General features: G+C 63.6%; 15 protein-coding genes. 11 read left to right on the top strand and 4 right to left on the bottom strand.

Features of this window, described 5'->3' with window-relative positions; genetic code table 11:
- Nucleotides 1-240 precede the first annotated feature (240 nt).
- The 7 genes from tkt to FJ959_RS00555 all read left to right on the top strand — a co-directional run bounded on the left by tkt (nt 241) and on the right by FJ959_RS00555 (nt 9,767).
- Nucleotides 241-2,232 carry a transketolase gene (gene tkt, locus FJ959_RS00525; protein WP_140525465.1) on the top strand — a complete coding sequence of 664 codons (1,992 nt, stop codon included), beginning with the start codon at nt 241-243 and terminating at the stop codon, nt 2,230-2,232.
- 211 nt (nt 2,233-2,443) lie between these two features.
- Nucleotides 2,444-3,454 carry a type I glyceraldehyde-3-phosphate dehydrogenase gene (gap, locus tag FJ959_RS00530; protein ID WP_140500546.1) on the top strand — a complete coding sequence of 337 codons (1,011 nt, stop codon included), beginning with the start codon at nt 2,444-2,446 and terminating at the stop codon, nt 3,452-3,454.
- Between the two features lie 212 nt (nt 3,455-3,666).
- Nucleotides 3,667-5,550 (top strand): potassium/proton antiporter, encoded by a 1,884-nt coding sequence (locus FJ959_RS00535; protein WP_140627931.1) that lies wholly within the window; start codon nt 3,667-3,669, stop codon nt 5,548-5,550.
- A 155-nt stretch (nt 5,551-5,705) separates the two neighbouring features.
- On the top strand, nt 5,706-6,902 hold the full coding sequence (locus FJ959_RS00540) for a phosphoglycerate kinase (protein ID WP_140627934.1): 1,197 nt from the start codon (nt 5,706-5,708) through the stop codon (nt 6,900-6,902).
- A 125-nt stretch (nt 6,903-7,027) separates the two neighbouring features.
- Nucleotides 7,028-8,053 (top strand): class I fructose-bisphosphate aldolase, encoded by a 1,026-nt coding sequence (locus FJ959_RS00545; RefSeq protein ID WP_140627937.1) that lies wholly within the window; start codon nt 7,028-7,030, stop codon nt 8,051-8,053.
- A 167-nt stretch (nt 8,054-8,220) separates the two neighbouring features.
- Nucleotides 8,221-8,952: a thioredoxin family protein gene (locus FJ959_RS00550; protein WP_140627940.1), complete on the top strand. Its 732-nt coding sequence runs from the start codon at nt 8,221-8,223 to the stop codon at nt 8,950-8,952.
- 98 nt (nt 8,953-9,050) lie between these two features.
- On the top strand, nt 9,051-9,767 hold the full coding sequence (locus tag FJ959_RS00555) for an SGNH/GDSL hydrolase family protein (RefSeq protein WP_140627943.1): 717 nt from the start codon (nt 9,051-9,053) through the stop codon (nt 9,765-9,767).
- A gap of 81 nt (nt 9,768-9,848) precedes the next feature.
- Here FJ959_RS00555 and FJ959_RS00560 read toward each other — a convergent pair whose 3' ends face one another.
- Together FJ959_RS00560 and FJ959_RS00565 are read right to left on the bottom strand one after the other, a co-directional pair.
- Nucleotides 9,849-10,028: a hypothetical protein gene (locus FJ959_RS00560; protein WP_181165425.1), complete on the bottom strand. Its 180-nt coding sequence runs from the start codon at nt 10,026-10,028 to the stop codon at nt 9,849-9,851.
- 97 nt (nt 10,029-10,125) lie between these two features.
- Nucleotides 10,126-11,073 carry a ring-cleaving dioxygenase gene (locus tag FJ959_RS00565; RefSeq protein WP_140517873.1) on the bottom strand — a complete coding sequence of 316 codons (948 nt, stop codon included), beginning with the start codon at nt 11,071-11,073 and terminating at the stop codon, nt 10,126-10,128.
- Between the two features lie 310 nt (nt 11,074-11,383).
- On the opposite strand from FJ959_RS00565, the gene FJ959_RS00570 reads away from it, so the two are divergent.
- The 4 genes from FJ959_RS00570 to FJ959_RS00585 all read left to right on the top strand — a co-directional run bounded on the left by FJ959_RS00570 (nt 11,384) and on the right by FJ959_RS00585 (nt 13,532).
- Entirely contained in the window at nt 11,384-11,551 is a 168-nt protein-coding gene (locus FJ959_RS00570; protein WP_140500534.1) for a hypothetical protein, read from the top strand.
- 84 nt (nt 11,552-11,635) lie between these two features.
- Nucleotides 11,636-12,226, top strand: a complete 591-nt coding sequence (locus FJ959_RS00575) for a DJ-1/PfpI family protein (protein ID WP_140627945.1) — start codon at nt 11,636-11,638, stop codon at nt 12,224-12,226.
- Between the two features lie 55 nt (nt 12,227-12,281).
- Nucleotides 12,282-12,725, top strand: a complete 444-nt coding sequence (locus tag FJ959_RS00580) for a hypothetical protein (RefSeq protein WP_246678987.1) — start codon at nt 12,282-12,284, stop codon at nt 12,723-12,725.
- An 87-nt stretch (nt 12,726-12,812) separates the two neighbouring features.
- Nucleotides 12,813-13,532, top strand: coding sequence for a YafY family protein (locus FJ959_RS00585; protein WP_140500532.1), 720 nt, complete (start codon nt 12,813-12,815; stop codon nt 13,530-13,532).
- Nucleotides 13,533-13,597: 65 nt separating this feature from the next.
- Here the strand turns inward: FJ959_RS00585 and FJ959_RS00590 are convergent, their stop codons facing one another.
- Together FJ959_RS00590 and FJ959_RS00595 are read right to left on the bottom strand one after the other, a co-directional pair.
- Nucleotides 13,598-14,293 carry a DUF1013 domain-containing protein gene (locus FJ959_RS00590; protein WP_140550924.1) on the bottom strand — a complete coding sequence of 232 codons (696 nt, stop codon included), beginning with the start codon at nt 14,291-14,293 and terminating at the stop codon, nt 13,598-13,600.
- A gap of 325 nt (nt 14,294-14,618) precedes the next feature.
- Nucleotides 14,619-14,759 (bottom strand): DUF1127 domain-containing protein, encoded by a 141-nt coding sequence (locus FJ959_RS00595; RefSeq protein WP_140500528.1) that lies wholly within the window; start codon nt 14,757-14,759, stop codon nt 14,619-14,621.
- Nucleotides 14,760-14,765: the final 6 nt, after the last annotated feature.

Below are 14,765 nucleotides of genomic sequence, written 5' to 3' on the forward strand. Positions count from 1 at the left end.
CCCATCACCGAATCGCTCGCGTTCAGAACGCGTTATCTCTGAAACATTAGGCACCGGGTGAAGGCGACGTCAACAAAGCTCTCGCGACTGTCCCCTGCTAACGCTAATATAGGCCTGCCCGCGGCATCACAAGGCCGGCAAATGCGCACCGGTTTGTTGACTAAAAGTGCGCGCCTGCTATGTGTCGCGCACGCTTTTCAAGGGCTCTCCCAAGGCCCCAAACCCCACCCCGGAGGAACCATGACGTCGCGTGAACAACATGACCGGATGGCCAATGCGATCCGCTTTCTCTCCATGGACGCGGTCGAGAAGGCGAACTCCGGCCATCCCGGCCTGCCCATGGGCTGCGCCGACATTGCCACGGTGCTGTTCACCCGTTTCCTGAAATTCGACGCCAAGGCGCCGCATTGGGCCGACCGCGACCGCTTCATCCTGTCGGCCGGCCATGGCTCGATGCTGCTCTACTCGCTGCTCTACCTGACCGGCTACGAAGACATGACGATCGACCAGATCAAGCACTTCCGCCAGTTGGGCTCGAAAACCGCCGGCCATCCCGAATATGGCCACGCCGCCGGCATCGAAACGACCACCGGCCCGCTCGGCCAGGGCCTTGCCAATTCTGTCGGGTTCGCGCTCGGCGAGCGCATCATGAACGCCGCCTTCGGCAACGACCTCGTCAGCCACTACACCTATGTGCTGGCCGGCGACGGCTGCCTGATGGAAGGTGTCTCCCAGGAGGCGATCGCGCTTGCCGGGCACCTCAAGCTCAACAAGCTGATCGTGTTCTGGGACAACAACAACATCTCGATCGACGGCCCGGTGTCGCTGGCTGACAATACCGACCAGGTCGCGCGCTTCCAGGCTTCCGGTTGGAACGCCAGCCACATCGACGGCACGGATCCGGAAGCCATCGCCTATGCGATCGAAGCCGCCCGCCATTCCGACAAGCCGACGATGATCGCCTGCAAGACGACCATCGGCTTCGGCGCCCCGACCAAAGCCGGCACCAACAAGGCGCACGGCTCGCCCCTCGGCGCCGACGAGATCGCCGGCGCGCGCAAGTTCTTCAACTGGGAGTCACCCCCCTTCGAGGTTCCAGCCGACATCCTCGATGCCTGGCGCACGGCCGGCACGGCCGGCGCCGAGGCGCGCGCCGACTGGGAAGGTCGCCTCGCCAAGGCCGACGCCAAGCTCAGGGCAGAGTTCGAGCGCCGCGTCGCCGGCAAGCTGCCGTCCAACTTCGACGCCGTCATTGCCGACTACAAAAAGAAGCTCTCCGCCGACAAGCCGAAGGTCGCCACCCGCAAATCTTCCGAAATGGCGCTGGAAGTCATCAACGGCGCCGTGCCCGAAACCATCGGCGGCTCGGCCGATCTCACCGGCTCCAACAACACGAAGACCAGCCAGACCAAGAACATCACCCCGGACGACTACGGCCAGCGCTATGTCCACTACGGCATCCGCGAACACGGCATGGCTGCCGCCATCAACGGGCTGACGCTGCATGGCGGCCTGATCGCCTATGGCGGCACTTTCCTGTGCTTCTCCGACTACGCCCGCCCCTCGATGCGGCTGGCCTCGCTGATGGGCATCCGCTCGATCTTCGTCATGACCCATGACTCCATCGGTCTCGGCGAAGACGGCCCGACCCATCAGCCGGTCGAGCATGTGGCGGCACTGCGCGCCATCCCCAACCACAACGTGTTCCGTCCGGCGGACGCGGTCGAGACCGCCGAATGCTGGCAGTTGGCCCTTGAATCGGAAAAGACGCCGTCAACGCTGGCGCTGACCCGACAGAACCTGCCGACCGTGCGCACCGAATTCACAGAGAAGAACCTGAGCAGCCAGGGCGCCTATGAGCTCGCCGCCGCCAGCGGCGAAGCCGCGGTGACGATCTTCGCCACGGGTTCGGAAGTCGAGATCGCGCTCGGCGCCCGCGACCTCCTGGAGAAGCACGGCCATCCGACCCGCGTCGTTTCGGTTCCTTGCTTCGAACTGTTCGATAAGCAGAGCGAGGACTACCGCCGCAAGACGATCGGCAATGCGAAGGTGAAGATGGCGATCGAAGCCGGCATCCGCCAGGGCTGGGATCACCTCATCGGCTCCGATGGCATCTTCATCGGCATGACCGGCTTCGGCGCCTCGGGAACGATCGAGCAGCTCTATCCGCATTTCGGCATCACCGCCGAGGCGGCCGCCAAGGCGGCGGAAGCCCGCCTGCATGGCAAGTAAGGCCGTGCTTGTTGCCCAAAAGTGTATCTCGATTTTGGGACAGCGACATGTATGAAACAAGAACGCTCGGCGAAACCGCGTACAGCGGTTCCGCCGGACTGGCCTGACCTAATCGATTTAAATCCACGTCGCCGCGGCTGGATTCTTTCCGCTTCCGCCGCTATGAAGCTGCGGACCAATCGTCTGCCCTCCAGCTCCCAAGGAGAGAAAAATGACCGTCAGAGTTGCCATCAACGGATTCGGCCGCATCGGCCGCAACATCCTGCGCGCCATCCATGAATCCGGCCGCAAGGACATCGACGTCGTCGCCGTCAACGACCTCGGCCCGGTTGAAACCAACGCCCACCTCCTGCGCTACGACAGCGTACACGGCCGCTTCCCGCACGAGGTATCGGTTTCCGGCGACCAGATCACCGTCGGCAAGGAGACGTTCAAGGTCACCGCGATCAAGGATCCGACCCAGCTGCCGTGGAAGGAGCTCGGCGTCGACATCGCGCTCGAATGCACCGGCATCTTCACCGCCCGCGACAAGGCAGCCGCACACCTGACCGCCGGCGCCAAGCGCGTCCTCGTTTCGGCGCCCGGTGAAGGCGCCGACCTCACCGTCGTCTACGGCATCAATCACGACAAGCTGAACAAGGACCACATCGTCATCTCGAACGCGTCCTGCACCACCAATTGCCTGGCGCCGCTGGCCGCAGTCCTGCACGAGACGGTCGGCATCGAAAAGGGCATGATGACGACGATCCATTCCTACACCGGCGACCAGCCGACGCTGGACACCATGCACAAGGATCTCTACCGCGCCCGCGCCGCGGCACTCTCGCAGATCCCGACCTCGACCGGTGCCGCCAAGGCCATCGGCCTGGTGCTGCCCGAGCTCAAGGGCAAGCTCGACGGCATCTCGATCCGCGTGCCGACGCCGAACGTCTCGCTCGTCGACTTCAAGTTCATCGCCAAGCGCTCGACGTCGGCGCAGGAGATCAACGAGGCGGTGATCGCCGCCTCCAATGGCAAGCTCAAGGGCATCCTGTCGGTTACCCATCATCCGAACGTGTCGATCGACTTCAACCACGACCCGCACTCCTCGATCGTGGCGCTCGACCAGACCAAGGTGATGGACGGCAACTTCGTTTCGGTGCTGTCCTGGTACGACAATGAATGGGGCTTCTCCAATCGCATGGGCGATACCGCGGTCGCCTTCGGCAAGACCATCGCCTGATCGCGGGCCCATCTTCCAGAGACTTGAAACGCCCGGCTTGGTCCGGGCGTTTTTCGTCGGAATACTCGGCAAGGCGTCGCTTCGCTCCTGCTAAGCCGAAGGACGACGAACTTGTAGGGCTTCGGCCAAAAAACCGCTCTCCCGCCTTGCGCCGGCCATGCCTTCGCCCCACTCTTCCTTGAATCGAGAGAAGAGGCAGGGGCAAGTCACGGATGGAGCATGCGATCTATCTCGTCACGCTGGTGGGCACCGCGCTTGTCGTCGTCGCCGCGTTTTCGAGCCTGATCGCCTTCCGCTTCGGCGCACCGCTGCTGCTTCTGTTTCTCTGCATCGGGCTCGCCACCGGGACCGATGGCCTCGGCATCGAGTTCGACAACGCCCGCATCGCCTATTTTGTCGGCTCACTGGCGCTGGCGGTGATCCTGTTCGATTCCGGCTTCGGCACGCCTCTCAATGCCTTGCGGCAGGCAGCCGGGCCGGCGCTGTCTCTGGCCACATTCGGCGTGATCCTCACCACTGGCCTGTTCGGCGCCGCCGCCTACTATATGCTCGATCTCACCTGGCTGGAATCCTTCCTGCTCGGTGCCGCCGTCGCCTCCACCGACGCGGCCGCCGTGTTCTTCCTTTTGCGCGCCGGCGAGATCAATCTGCGCGAGCGCGTGCGCTCCACGCTGGAGGTGGAGTCCGGCACCAACGATCCGATCGCCATCTTCCTGACCATCACCCTGGTCGAGATCATAGCCGCCCATGCCGACCCCGAGGCCAATGTCCTGGTCACCAACCTCGTCCTCGGCTTCCTCATTAACATGGGCCTAGGCGCCATTGTCGGCGTGCTGGGGGGCCTCGCCATCGTGCGCCTCGTCGACCGGCTCAATCTCGACCATGGCCTGCTGCCGATCTTCGTGCTGACCCTATCGCTGATGGTCTTCGCCGCCGCCGGCGCCATCGGCGGCTCCGGTTTCCTGGCGGTCTATCTTGCCGGTCTCATCGCGGGTAATTCCGACATCCGCGCCGTCACCATCCTCAAGCGCTTCCAGGACGGCATGTCCTGGCTGGCGCAGATCATCATGTTCCTGATCCTCGGCCTGTTCGCGACGCCCTCGCAATTCCCGGCGATCATGGTGCCGGCGGTGCTGCTTGGCCTGTTCCTGATGTTCGTCGCCCGGCCGATCGCGGTCTGGCTTTGCCTGGTCCCGTTTCGTCTGCCGCGCCCCGAAGTCGCCTTCGTTTCCTGGGTCGGCCTGCGCGGCGCCGTCTCGATCCTGCTTGCCATCACTCCCTTGCTCGGCGGGCTGGAGAATGGCCGCACCATCTTCAACGCCGCCTTCATCATCGTCCTGGTGTCGCTCGTCATCCAGGGCTGGACCGTTGGTCCGCTGGCGCGCCGTCTCGGCCTGATCGTGCCGGCGCGGCTCGGACCTCTGGACAAGGTCGAGCTCGAACTGCCGGGCTCGGCCCATCACGAGCTCCTCGCCTACCGCGTCGCGCCGGGCAGCCCGGTGGCGCGCGGCGAGCGCATCCCTCGCTGGGCGCGGCCCTCGCTGGTGTTGCGCGACGGACGCTCGATGCGTTTCCAGGACATGGGCAGGCTTGCCGCCGGCGACCAGGTCTACATCTTCGTGCCGGACCGCTATCCACGCCTGCTCGACAAGCTGTTCGCCAGCCGCGCCGTCGTCGACCCCGAGGACGCCGATTTCTTCGGCGCCTTCGCCGTCGATCCGGCGCGTTCCGCTGCCGAACTGGAAGCCGCATACGCGCCGGGCCTGAGCGAGGCGGAACAGAAGCTCACCGTCGGCGCTCTGGTCACGGCGCGGCTCGGCGGCCACGTCGAATACGCCGACCGCGTGCTGATCGGCCCGATCGAGCTGATCGTGCGTGACGTCGACGACAAGGGCAGGATCACAGGCCTGGGCCTCTCCTTCGAACCGACCGCGCCCGTGGCGCGGGTACCGGTCTTCCTCAGCGCCGGCGAGATCGCCGACCGGATCAAAGCTTTCGTCCAAACCTGGCGCAAGCCGGTGGAAACACCGATCACCGCGGCACGCGCAGACGAGAAAACCGAGCCGGCGGTGGACAAGGCAACGACCGAAAGCTGACACGGCGATCCTTTGCGCCGCACCCATCCGCCTGCCGTGACGCTTCGCGACGTCGACGCCTTCGCCTTGAAAATTTCGCGCCCTCCCCAGCCAAGTCTTGCATCGTCGTCGGTGCGGGGTATGGTCCCGGCGATTTCTCAGCGAAAGGAACCAGCATGGCCAGCTTCAAGACACTGGACGATATCGGCAACATCAATGGCAAGCGCGTGCTGGTGCGCGTCGACCTCAACGTTCCGGTCGCTGACGGCAAGGTTACCGACACGACCCGCATCGAACGCATCGCGCCGACCATCGCTGAATTGTCAGGCAAGGGCGCCAAGGTCATCCTGCTCGCCCATTTCGGCCGGCCCAAGGACGGTCCCTCGCCGGAATTCTCGCTGGAGCCGATCGCCAGGGCGACGGCCGAGGTGCTTGGCCGTCCCGTGGGCTTTGCCGGCGACTGCGTCGGCGACACGGCGGGAAGTGCGGTCGCCGCCATGAACAAGGGCGACGTGCTGCTGCTCGAGAACACCCGCTTCTACAAGGCCGAGGAGAAGAACGACCCGGCCTTCACCGAACGGCTCGCCGCCAATGGCGATATCTTCGTCAACGACGCCTTCTCCGCTGCCCACCGGGCGCATTCCTCGACCGAGGGACTGGCGCATCTGTTGCCAGCCTTTGCCGGCCGCACCATGCAAGCCGAACTGGAAGCGCTGGAGAAGGGCCTTGGAAATCCTGTTCGCCCGGTGGTCGCCATCGTCGGCGGCGCCAAGGTCTCGACCAAGATCGACCTGCTGATGAACCTGGTCAAGAAAGTCGACGCGCTGGTCATCGGCGGCGGCATGGCCAACACCTTTCTCGCCGCACGCGGCACCGATGTCGGCAAGTCGCTGTGCGAGCACGACCTCGCCGCTACCGCCAAGCAGATCATGATCGAGGCGGCCGAGGCCGGCTGCGCCATCATCCTGCCCGTCGACGGCGTCGTGGCGAAGGAATTCAAGGCGGGTGCGGCCAGCGAAACCGTGGCCATCGCCGACGTGCCTGCGGATGGCATGATCCTCGATGTCGGCGAAAAGACCGTGAGGGCCGTTGCCGACTGGATCGACCGCGCCGCGACCTTGGTCTGGAACGGGCCGCTCGGCGCGTTCGAGATCGAACCCTTCGATCGCGCGACGATGGCGGCAGCCAGGCATGCGGCGGCGCGCACCAAGGCCGGCAAGCTGGTTTCGGTGGCCGGTGGCGGCGATACCGTGGCGGCGCTCAACCAGGCCGGGGTTGCCGACGATTTCACCTATGTCTCGACTGCCGGCGGCGCCTTCCTCGAATGGATGGAAGGCAAGCCGCTGCCGGGCGTCGACGTGCTCAAGCGTTGAGACGATCAACTCGAGGCGAGCGCGCGGCGTTGCCGGGACTTTCGATCGATTGGAGCTTTCCGGCGTCATTCCTTTGGCGGTAGTGTCCTGTCAGGCGCAGAACAACACCGTCAAGGAGTAGCACGATGAGCGAACGTCTCGAAGACATTGCCGCCGCGATGGTGGCCAACGGCAAGGGCCTGCTGGCCGCCGACGAAAGCTCGGGAACCATCAAGAAGCGCTTCGACGTCATCGGCGTCGAATCGACCGCGGACAGCCGGCGCGACTACCGCGAGATGATGTTCCGCACCAGTGACGCCATGACCAGGTATATTTCCGGCGTCATCCTTTACGACGAGACTATTCGGCAGAAAGCGGCCGATGGCACGCCGCTGGTCGATATCATCAAGGCTTCAGGCGCCATCCCCGGAATCAAGGTCGATGCCGGCGCCAAGCCCCTGGCCGGCTTTCCCGGCGACACGGTCACCGAGGGCCTCGACGGCCTGCGCGAGCGGCTCGCCGACTATTACAAGCTCGGCGCCCGCTTCGCCAAATGGCGTGCCGTGATCGACATCGACAAGGCAAAGGGCGTGCCGTCGGTCACCTCGATCAGCGCGAACACCCATGCGCTCGCCCGCTATGCGGCCCTTTGCCAGGAAGCCGGCATCGTGCCGATCGTCGAGCCGGAAGTGCTGATGGACGGCGCCCACGACATCGACACGTGCTATGAAATCTCGAGGGCGACGCTGACGAAGCTCTACGACGAGCTCTACGCGGCCCGGGTGGTGCTCGAGGGCACGATCCTGAAGCCCAACATGGTGCTGGCGGGCAGGAAGTCGGGCGCGGTGAGCAGCCCTGAAGAGGTCGCGGAAAAGACCATAAAACTGTTCCGTGAGGCCGTGCCGGCGGCGGTGCCGGGCATTGCCTTCCTCTCCGGCGGCCAGGAGGACGAGGAAGCGACCGCCAACCTCAACGCCATCAACGCCATCGGCCCGCATCCGTGGAAGCTGACCTTCTCCTATGGCCGCGCCCTGCAGGCTGCCCCGCAGAAGGCCTGGAGTGGCAAGGCATCCAATGTTGCCATGGGTCAGGCCGCCTTCACCCACCGTGCCCGCATGAACCATCTGGCGGCGCTTGGACAATGGAAGCCGAGCCTGGAGCAGGCTGCCTGACCACGGTTTTCCGTCTCTATCGGACCCGGGCCATGCGCCCGGGTTTTGCTGCGCTCCGCCGGACTTGGGATGAAGCGCCTCCATCCCTATTTCTCTCCAGCGCAGCCGGCGCGATGTCGGCTCATGCCCGTCCCGAACGTCCTTGGGATGAAGCCAGGGAGAGGTTCATGCATCGCAACAAGGTCGTTTCACGCGAGGATTGGTTCCGGGCACACAAAGCGCATCTGGCGCGCGAGAAGGAATTGACGCGATTTCGCGAGCGCATCGCGGCGGAACGGCGCGAATTGCCTTGGCTGAAGGTGAGAAAGGACTACGTCTTCGAAACCGAGCAGGGTCCAAGATGCCTGGCCGAACTGTTCGCCGGCCGCAGCCAGCTGATCGTCTATCATTTCGTGTTCGGGCCCGGGTCGACCCATCATTGCGAAAGCTGTGCGTTCGTCGCCGACCACATGGACGGCGCCAACCAGCATCTGAGACATCATGACGTGTCGCTTGTCGCGGTGTCACGCGCGCCGCTTGCCGAGCTGCTGCCCTACCGAGAGCGCATGGGTTGGAGATTCGACTGGGTCTCATCCTATGCCTCGGACTTCAACTTCGACATGCAGGTGTCGTTCACCGACAAGCAGATCGCATCCGGTGAAGCGATCTACAACTTCGAGACGCCCGTTCTGAAATCGAAAGACCTGCCGGGCACCACCGTGTTCTACCGGGACGAGACCGGCGACATCTTCCTGACCTTCATGTCGCGCGCCCGCGGCAGCGAACAGCTGATCGGCGCCTATCAATATCTCGACCTTGCGCCGAAAGGCCGCGACGAGACCGGGCCTTATAGAACCTTGATGGACTGGGTGCGGCTGCATGACCAGTATGGAAACAGGTCGCAAGCGGACAGGGCTTAGGCATTCAGCGATCCCATCGAACATTGGACGCTTGAAGGCGTCCGCCACCGGTGCAAGGATCGTTCACCTCCGGCGCAACATGCGTTAAATGCTGCTCGATGCGACGCTTTCCGGCTCTCCTCACTTGGCTCGCCTTCCCTGTCTATGTCTGGCAGGGGCTTGGCGTGCGCCGACGCACCTCGCGCATGCTGCCCGCGCAAGGCCCGGTCATGCATGAGATAGCCGGCGGCCAGCCGGCGGTTTGGCTGCTGGTGCTGGGCGATTCCTCCGCCGCCTCGGTCGGCATCGAAAAATCCGAGAATGGCCTGGCCGCGCAGCTGGCCGCCCTGATCTCGCAGCGAACCGGCCGCGCCGTGCGCTGGCGCGCCGCCGGGTTCAATTCGGCGACGTCGGGGCAGATCCGCGACCACGTCCTGCCCAATCTCTCGGCCGATCCGTGGACGCATATCGTGCTCGCCATTGGCACCAACGACACCAAGAATTTCCACTCCGTGCCCCGCTTCAAGAGGGCGTTCGGCGGTCTGCTCTACGCCCTGCGCGCCAAATGGCCTGAGGCCCGCGTGGTGTGGTCTCCTGTGCTGGAGTTCACGCAAGCGCCAGCCATGCCGCCGCTGCTCGGCAAGATCCTGGAAATTCGCGCCGGTGAGATGAACCGGATGGGCAAACGTCTTTGCCTCGAACGCGGTGCGGTGCCGGCGCCGCGCTTGCCGATCACCAATCCAGAAGCCGGCTTCGCCTCGGACGGATTTCATGCATCGGAAGCCGGTTACCGGGCCTGGGCCGAGCACCTCGTCGGCTGCGTGATCGAAGAGTGATTGCCGCCGGCTCGTGCCGGCCCGATATTCCATCCTGCGCATTCCAGGCGGGAAACCGCCAGACACCTTCCTGGAACTGCGCTACGTCCAATGTCCAAGCACGGCCGTTATCGAAATGGCCGCCATGGCCAGGAGCGCCAGCTTCCAGAAGTCGCTGCGCCGTTTCAGCCCCGGCCAGCCGAGCGGCTTGATCAACTGGATGACCATGATGCCAAGGATGACGAGGGCGAGGAGTTTCGACATGCCGCCTTTGACCAGCATCGCGGTCGGCTGTCAAAGCGCGTCGTTCGTCGCTCGAATAAAATAGGCGCCGCGATCCGGACTGGAACGCGGCGCCAGCCTTTGATCGGGGAACGATCTACTTCAGCGGCTTGAGGCCGGCCTCGATCGAAGCGCGCTTCGATTCCAGGAATGGCGGCAGGGCCAACTTTTCGCCCAGCGTCTCCAGCGGTTCGTCGGCGGTGAACCCCGGCCCGTCAGTGGCGATCTCGAACAGGATGCCATTCGGCTCGCGGAAATAGAGGGAGCGGAAATAATAGCGCTCGACCTCGCCGCTCGACGGCAGACGGAATTCGGCCAGCCGCGCCGTCCATTGATGCAGCGTCTCCTGGTCCGGCGCCCTGAAGGCGACGTGATGAACCGCACCGGCACCTTGCCTTGCCGGCGCCAGTCCCGGCTGCACGAGGACGTGCAATTCCGCCGCCGGCCCACCCTCGCCCATTTCAAAGACCTGAACCTGGCCCTCCGGCGAGGCATAGTCTCGGACCTTGCGCATGTTCATCACTTGCGTCACCACTGCTTCGGTATTGGTGAGGTCGGGAACGCTGATGACGATCGGCCCGAGCCCGCGGATCTGGTGTTCGACCGGCACGCGGCTTTGCGCCCAGGGGCGGCTGTCGCCCTTGCCGTCATCGCTGACGAGGCGAAGACGCTGGCCCTCGGGGTCCTCGAAATCCAGGCTGGCGTAGCCACCGATGTCTGCAATCTCACTCGTGACGATATTTTCGTCAGTCAAGTGTTGCTTCCACCAGGCAAGGCTGTCCTGGCCACCAACCCTGAGGCTGGTCCGGACAATGCTGTGGGTGCCGCGTCGCTCGCGGCCGACCGGCCAGTCGAAGAAAGTAAGGTCGGTGCCCGGCGTCGCTTCGCCATCGGCATAGAAGAGGTGGTAGGCTGAGGTATCGTCCTGGTTCACCGTCTTCTTGACCAGCCGCAAACCCAGCACCCTTGTATAGAAATGAAGATTTCCACGCGCATTGGCGGTGATGGCGGTCAGATGGTGAATTCCTGTCAGTTGAAGGCTCATGGTCGTCTCCCTGTTTTTGGGGAAGAATTTTCTCCTTCCATATCAGAACTTCGGATCCCTGGCTGGAGACCACGTATCCTGACAGTTCGTCGCCAAAGACTGAACAATGGATCATGACCAGGCATTGCATTAGTGAACAATCTCCGCCTTCTAAACCTGCTTCGGGCCGCGGTCTGATGCAGTGAAAACGATACCTTCACAGGGATAACGCACCGATCGCAACTATTATCCAGGCCCTGCCATCCTCCTGACAGACTGCTGTCAGGAGGGGTGTGCAATACTGTCTTCATTCACAGAGAGGAGACTAGCCATGACCGGTTCCACCATTCTGCGCGGCATGCAGCACTATGTCGGCAAGATTCGTACGATGCGCAACGAGATCCGCACCCAGCGGTTCATCAACTCGCTGCCGGCGGACATTCGCAAGGATATCGGCTGGCCGGACATGTATGCCGAACGTCGCCTTCGCGACAATTGAGACGAATTTTTCGGCAAAGCGGTTGGATGTAGGCGCCCCAACGCCCAGAGGATAAGTCCGGCACGCGAGGGACGGAGCGAGCGTATGCCCAAGCAGAAGACAATTGGCCTTCTTTTCATGGACGGCTTCGCCGACTGGGAATATGGCCTGCTGGCCGCCTCGGCGGTCGAATGGTTCGGCGCCCGCGCGGTTTCGCTGACACCCGATGGCACGCCGGTGAGCGGGATCAGCGGTTTCCGGCTGACGCCCGACCGCTCGGCCGGCGCCGATGAAAATGCCGATCTCGATGCAATCGCCGTCATTGGCTCCGACCGATGGGCGGGCGAGGCGCCGCCCGAGGTGGCGGAATTGCTCAGGGATGTTGCGATGCGGGATGGTGTCGTCGGCGGTATCTGCGCTGGAACGCTGGCGCTGGCCCGGGCCGGCATGTTCGAGAAGGCGAGGCACACCAGCAATGGCCGTGACTGGATCAACCGCCACATTGCTGGCTATGCCGGCGATCACAATTATCAGGACGTGCCGCATGCCGTGTCCGATGGCAAGATCGTTTCCGCGCCAGGTTCGGCGCCCGGCACCTTCGCGCTGGCTTTCCTGAAGACGCTCTATCCTGAACGAAACGGCGAACTTGCCGAGATGCGGACGCTATTCGCCAGGGAGTATGCTGAACCCTCCTGACAGAATGGTGTCAGGAGCGCCATGCCATAGATGCGAGCGGTGAACAGGACGAGCGATGAAGAGCGGGACCGACAGATTGAACACGCCGGGGGTCAACGGCATCAGACCGGCCCCGCGCACGGTGGCAGATGGAGTCGAAGACCAGACGACGCTGGTGCCGACGGCGCAACAGGTCGACGAATTCATCCGCTCGATTCCCGAAGGCGTCGAGATGGACGTTCGCGTGCTGCGCACGGCGCTTCCCTTTGAACGTGGCGCCGAAGTGACATGCCCGGTCGCGATCGGCTATCATCGGCGTACCGTTGCCGAAGCAGCCATTGAGTATCTCGGGCGCGGCATGACGCTGAGCGATGTCGCGCCTTTCTGGCGCGAGCTCGATGCCAATGACGCCGACAAGGAGGAAATTGTCCTTCGGCGCGGAATCTGTGGCCGCGCAGCGCGAGTGCGAAGGCCTGAAACCATGATGCATGCCGCCGAGTGTTCTGCGGTTTCGGAATAAAGGCATGCGCAAGAACACGATGCATGCAGCCCAAAAGTGGGAACCGGTTGGGCGACATGCATAGGAACAACATCGAGGGACCATACGATGCGACGCGCCGACAGGCTCTTCCAGATCGTGCAGCATCTGCGCGGTGGCCGTCTGGTCACCGCGCAGAAGCTTGGCACATGGCTCGAGGTTTCCGAGCGAACCATCTATCGCGACATAGCCGACCTTCAGTCGACCGGAGTGCCGATCGACGGGGAAGCGGGCGTCGGCTACATGATGAGGGAGGGTTTCGACCTTCCACCGCTGATGTTCACGCGTGACGAGATCGTGGCGTTGGTCGCCGGCGCCCGCATGGTGCGTGCCTTTGGCGGTGCGGCCATGGCCCGGGCCGCTGATGAGGCTTTGGTCAAGATCGGCGCTGTGCTGCCCGATGCCGAAAAGGACCGTATCGCCCGCACTGAGATCCACACGCCGATGTGGGTGGTGAGCGACGCCGCGCGCGAAGCGATCGACCTGATCGAGCGCGCCATAGAGAAGCGCCAGGTGCTGACCATCGACTATTCGGACGAAGCTGGCCGCGGCACCGCCCGCGACATCAGGCCCTTGGGCCTTTGGTTCTGGGGCAAGGTGTGGACACTGGTCGCCTGGTGCGAGATGCGCGACGATTTCCGCGCCTTCCGCATCGATCGCATCGCCTCGGTGGTCATCGCAGGCCGCGTCTTCAAGCCGGAGCGCGGCAAGCAGCTCGCCGATTTTTACCGGGCGGTGGAACGCAGCGAGGATTACGGCATGGCGCCGGACCGTGCGGCGCGAAGCTGAGATCTCCAACCCGTAAGTAAAAAAGCCCGCTCGAAGCGGGCTTTTCGGTCGAGTTCGCGAGAATTCTACTCCTCGTCGTCGTTATCCTTGTCCTTCGACTTCAGAGCCGAGAGCTTGGCGAACACGGCGTTGGCGTCGAGTTCGGCATCCTCGTCCTTCGGCTTTTCGGGAGCCGGAACCAGGCGCTCGGTCAGCGCCGCCGGCAGCAATGTGTCGCCGACCGGCTGTGCCTGCTCGCGGCCGCGCGATGCGCGGTTGACTTCCATGTCAAGATCGATCTGCGAGGCGAGACCGAGCGTCACCGGGTCCATCGGCTGCAGGTTGGCAGAGTTCCAGTGCTTGCGCTCGCGGATCTGCTCGATCGTGGACTTGGTGGTGCCGACGAGGCGCGAGATCTGCGCGTCCTTCAATTCGGGATGGTTGCGCACCAACCAGAGAATGGCGTTCGGTCGGTCCTGACGCTTCGACAGCGGGGTGTAGCGCGGCCCCTTGCGCTTGGATTCCGGCACCCGCACCTTGGGGTCCGAAAGCTTCAACCGCTGGTTCGGATCCTTCTCGGCACGCGCGATCTCGTCGCGGGTCAACTGGCCGGTCATGATCGGATCCATGCCCTTGATGCCTTGCGCCGATTCGCCGTCGGCGATCGCCTTGACCTCGAGCGGATGCAGCCCGCAGAACTGTGCTATCTGCTCGAAGGAAAGCGCGGTGTTGTCGACCAGCCAGACAGCGGTCGCCTTTGGCATCAGCAGCGTATTGGCCATTTTAAAAAATCCTTCTCGTTCGCCCGCGTTCCCGCGCGGGCGGTGGTTTAGAGCCACCAAAATGGGAAATTCGCAGGTTATATAACCGCTCTCCGGCGGTTCCGCAATGTTTTTGGGAAGGCGTTTTTGGGAACGCCCGTCGATCTGGCAACCACACCGGGGCAGATCAATCACGGGCGGCATGAAAATGGTGCCGCGAATATGTTTGGGGTCCAGAAAGACAAAACCCGCCGGACAGGTCCGGCGGGTTCGGAACCGGCGACGAGCAAGCGTCTGCGGCGGCTCTGCTTTGCGACCCCGCCTTGCGGCGGGGCGGTTCTTGAAGTCAGATCGCCTGGCGGGCGATCTTTTCGATGTCGGCGCGGTTGATGCCGAGATCGCTGAGCTGGCGCGCGTTGAGGCGGTTCAGTTCGCGCACGGTCTCGTTGTACATACGCCAGTTACGAAAAGCGCGGATCGGGTTCATGTCAGT

This window comes from Mesorhizobium sp. B2-2-4 (assembly GCF_006442375.1).
Lineage (GTDB): Bacteria > Pseudomonadota > Alphaproteobacteria > Rhizobiales > Rhizobiaceae > Mesorhizobium.

Coding starts and splice junctions, on each gene's coding strand:
- tkt (WP_140525465.1), top strand. CDS start 241: ATGACGTCGCGTGAACAACATGACCGGATGGCCAATGCGATCCGCTTT.
- gap (WP_140500546.1), top strand. CDS start 2,444: ATGACCGTCAGAGTTGCCATCAACGGATTCGGCCGCATCGGCCGCAAC.
- FJ959_RS00535 (WP_140627931.1), top strand. CDS start 3,667: ATGGAGCATGCGATCTATCTCGTCACGCTGGTGGGCACCGCGCTTGTC.
- FJ959_RS00540 (WP_140627934.1), top strand. CDS start 5,706: ATGGCCAGCTTCAAGACACTGGACGATATCGGCAACATCAATGGCAAG.
- FJ959_RS00545 (WP_140627937.1), top strand. CDS start 7,028: ATGAGCGAACGTCTCGAAGACATTGCCGCCGCGATGGTGGCCAACGGC.
- FJ959_RS00550 (WP_140627940.1), top strand. CDS start 8,221: ATGCATCGCAACAAGGTCGTTTCACGCGAGGATTGGTTCCGGGCACAC.
- FJ959_RS00555 (WP_140627943.1), top strand. CDS start 9,051: ATGCGACGCTTTCCGGCTCTCCTCACTTGGCTCGCCTTCCCTGTCTAT.
- FJ959_RS00560 (WP_181165425.1), bottom strand. CDS start 10,028: ATGCTGGTCAAAGGCGGCATGTCGAAACTCCTCGCCCTCGTCATCCTT.
- FJ959_RS00565 (WP_140517873.1), bottom strand. CDS start 11,073: ATGAGCCTTCAACTGACAGGAATTCACCATCTGACCGCCATCACCGCC.
- FJ959_RS00570 (WP_140500534.1), top strand. CDS start 11,384: ATGACCGGTTCCACCATTCTGCGCGGCATGCAGCACTATGTCGGCAAG.
- FJ959_RS00575 (WP_140627945.1), top strand. CDS start 11,636: ATGCCCAAGCAGAAGACAATTGGCCTTCTTTTCATGGACGGCTTCGCC.
- FJ959_RS00580 (WP_246678987.1), top strand. CDS start 12,282: ATGAAGAGCGGGACCGACAGATTGAACACGCCGGGGGTCAACGGCATC.
- FJ959_RS00585 (WP_140500532.1), top strand. CDS start 12,813: ATGCGACGCGCCGACAGGCTCTTCCAGATCGTGCAGCATCTGCGCGGT.
- FJ959_RS00590 (WP_140550924.1), bottom strand. CDS start 14,293: ATGGCCAATACGCTGCTGATGCCAAAGGCGACCGCTGTCTGGCTGGTC.
- FJ959_RS00595 (WP_140500528.1), bottom strand. CDS start 14,759: ATGAACCCGATCCGCGCTTTTCGTAACTGGCGTATGTACAACGAGACC.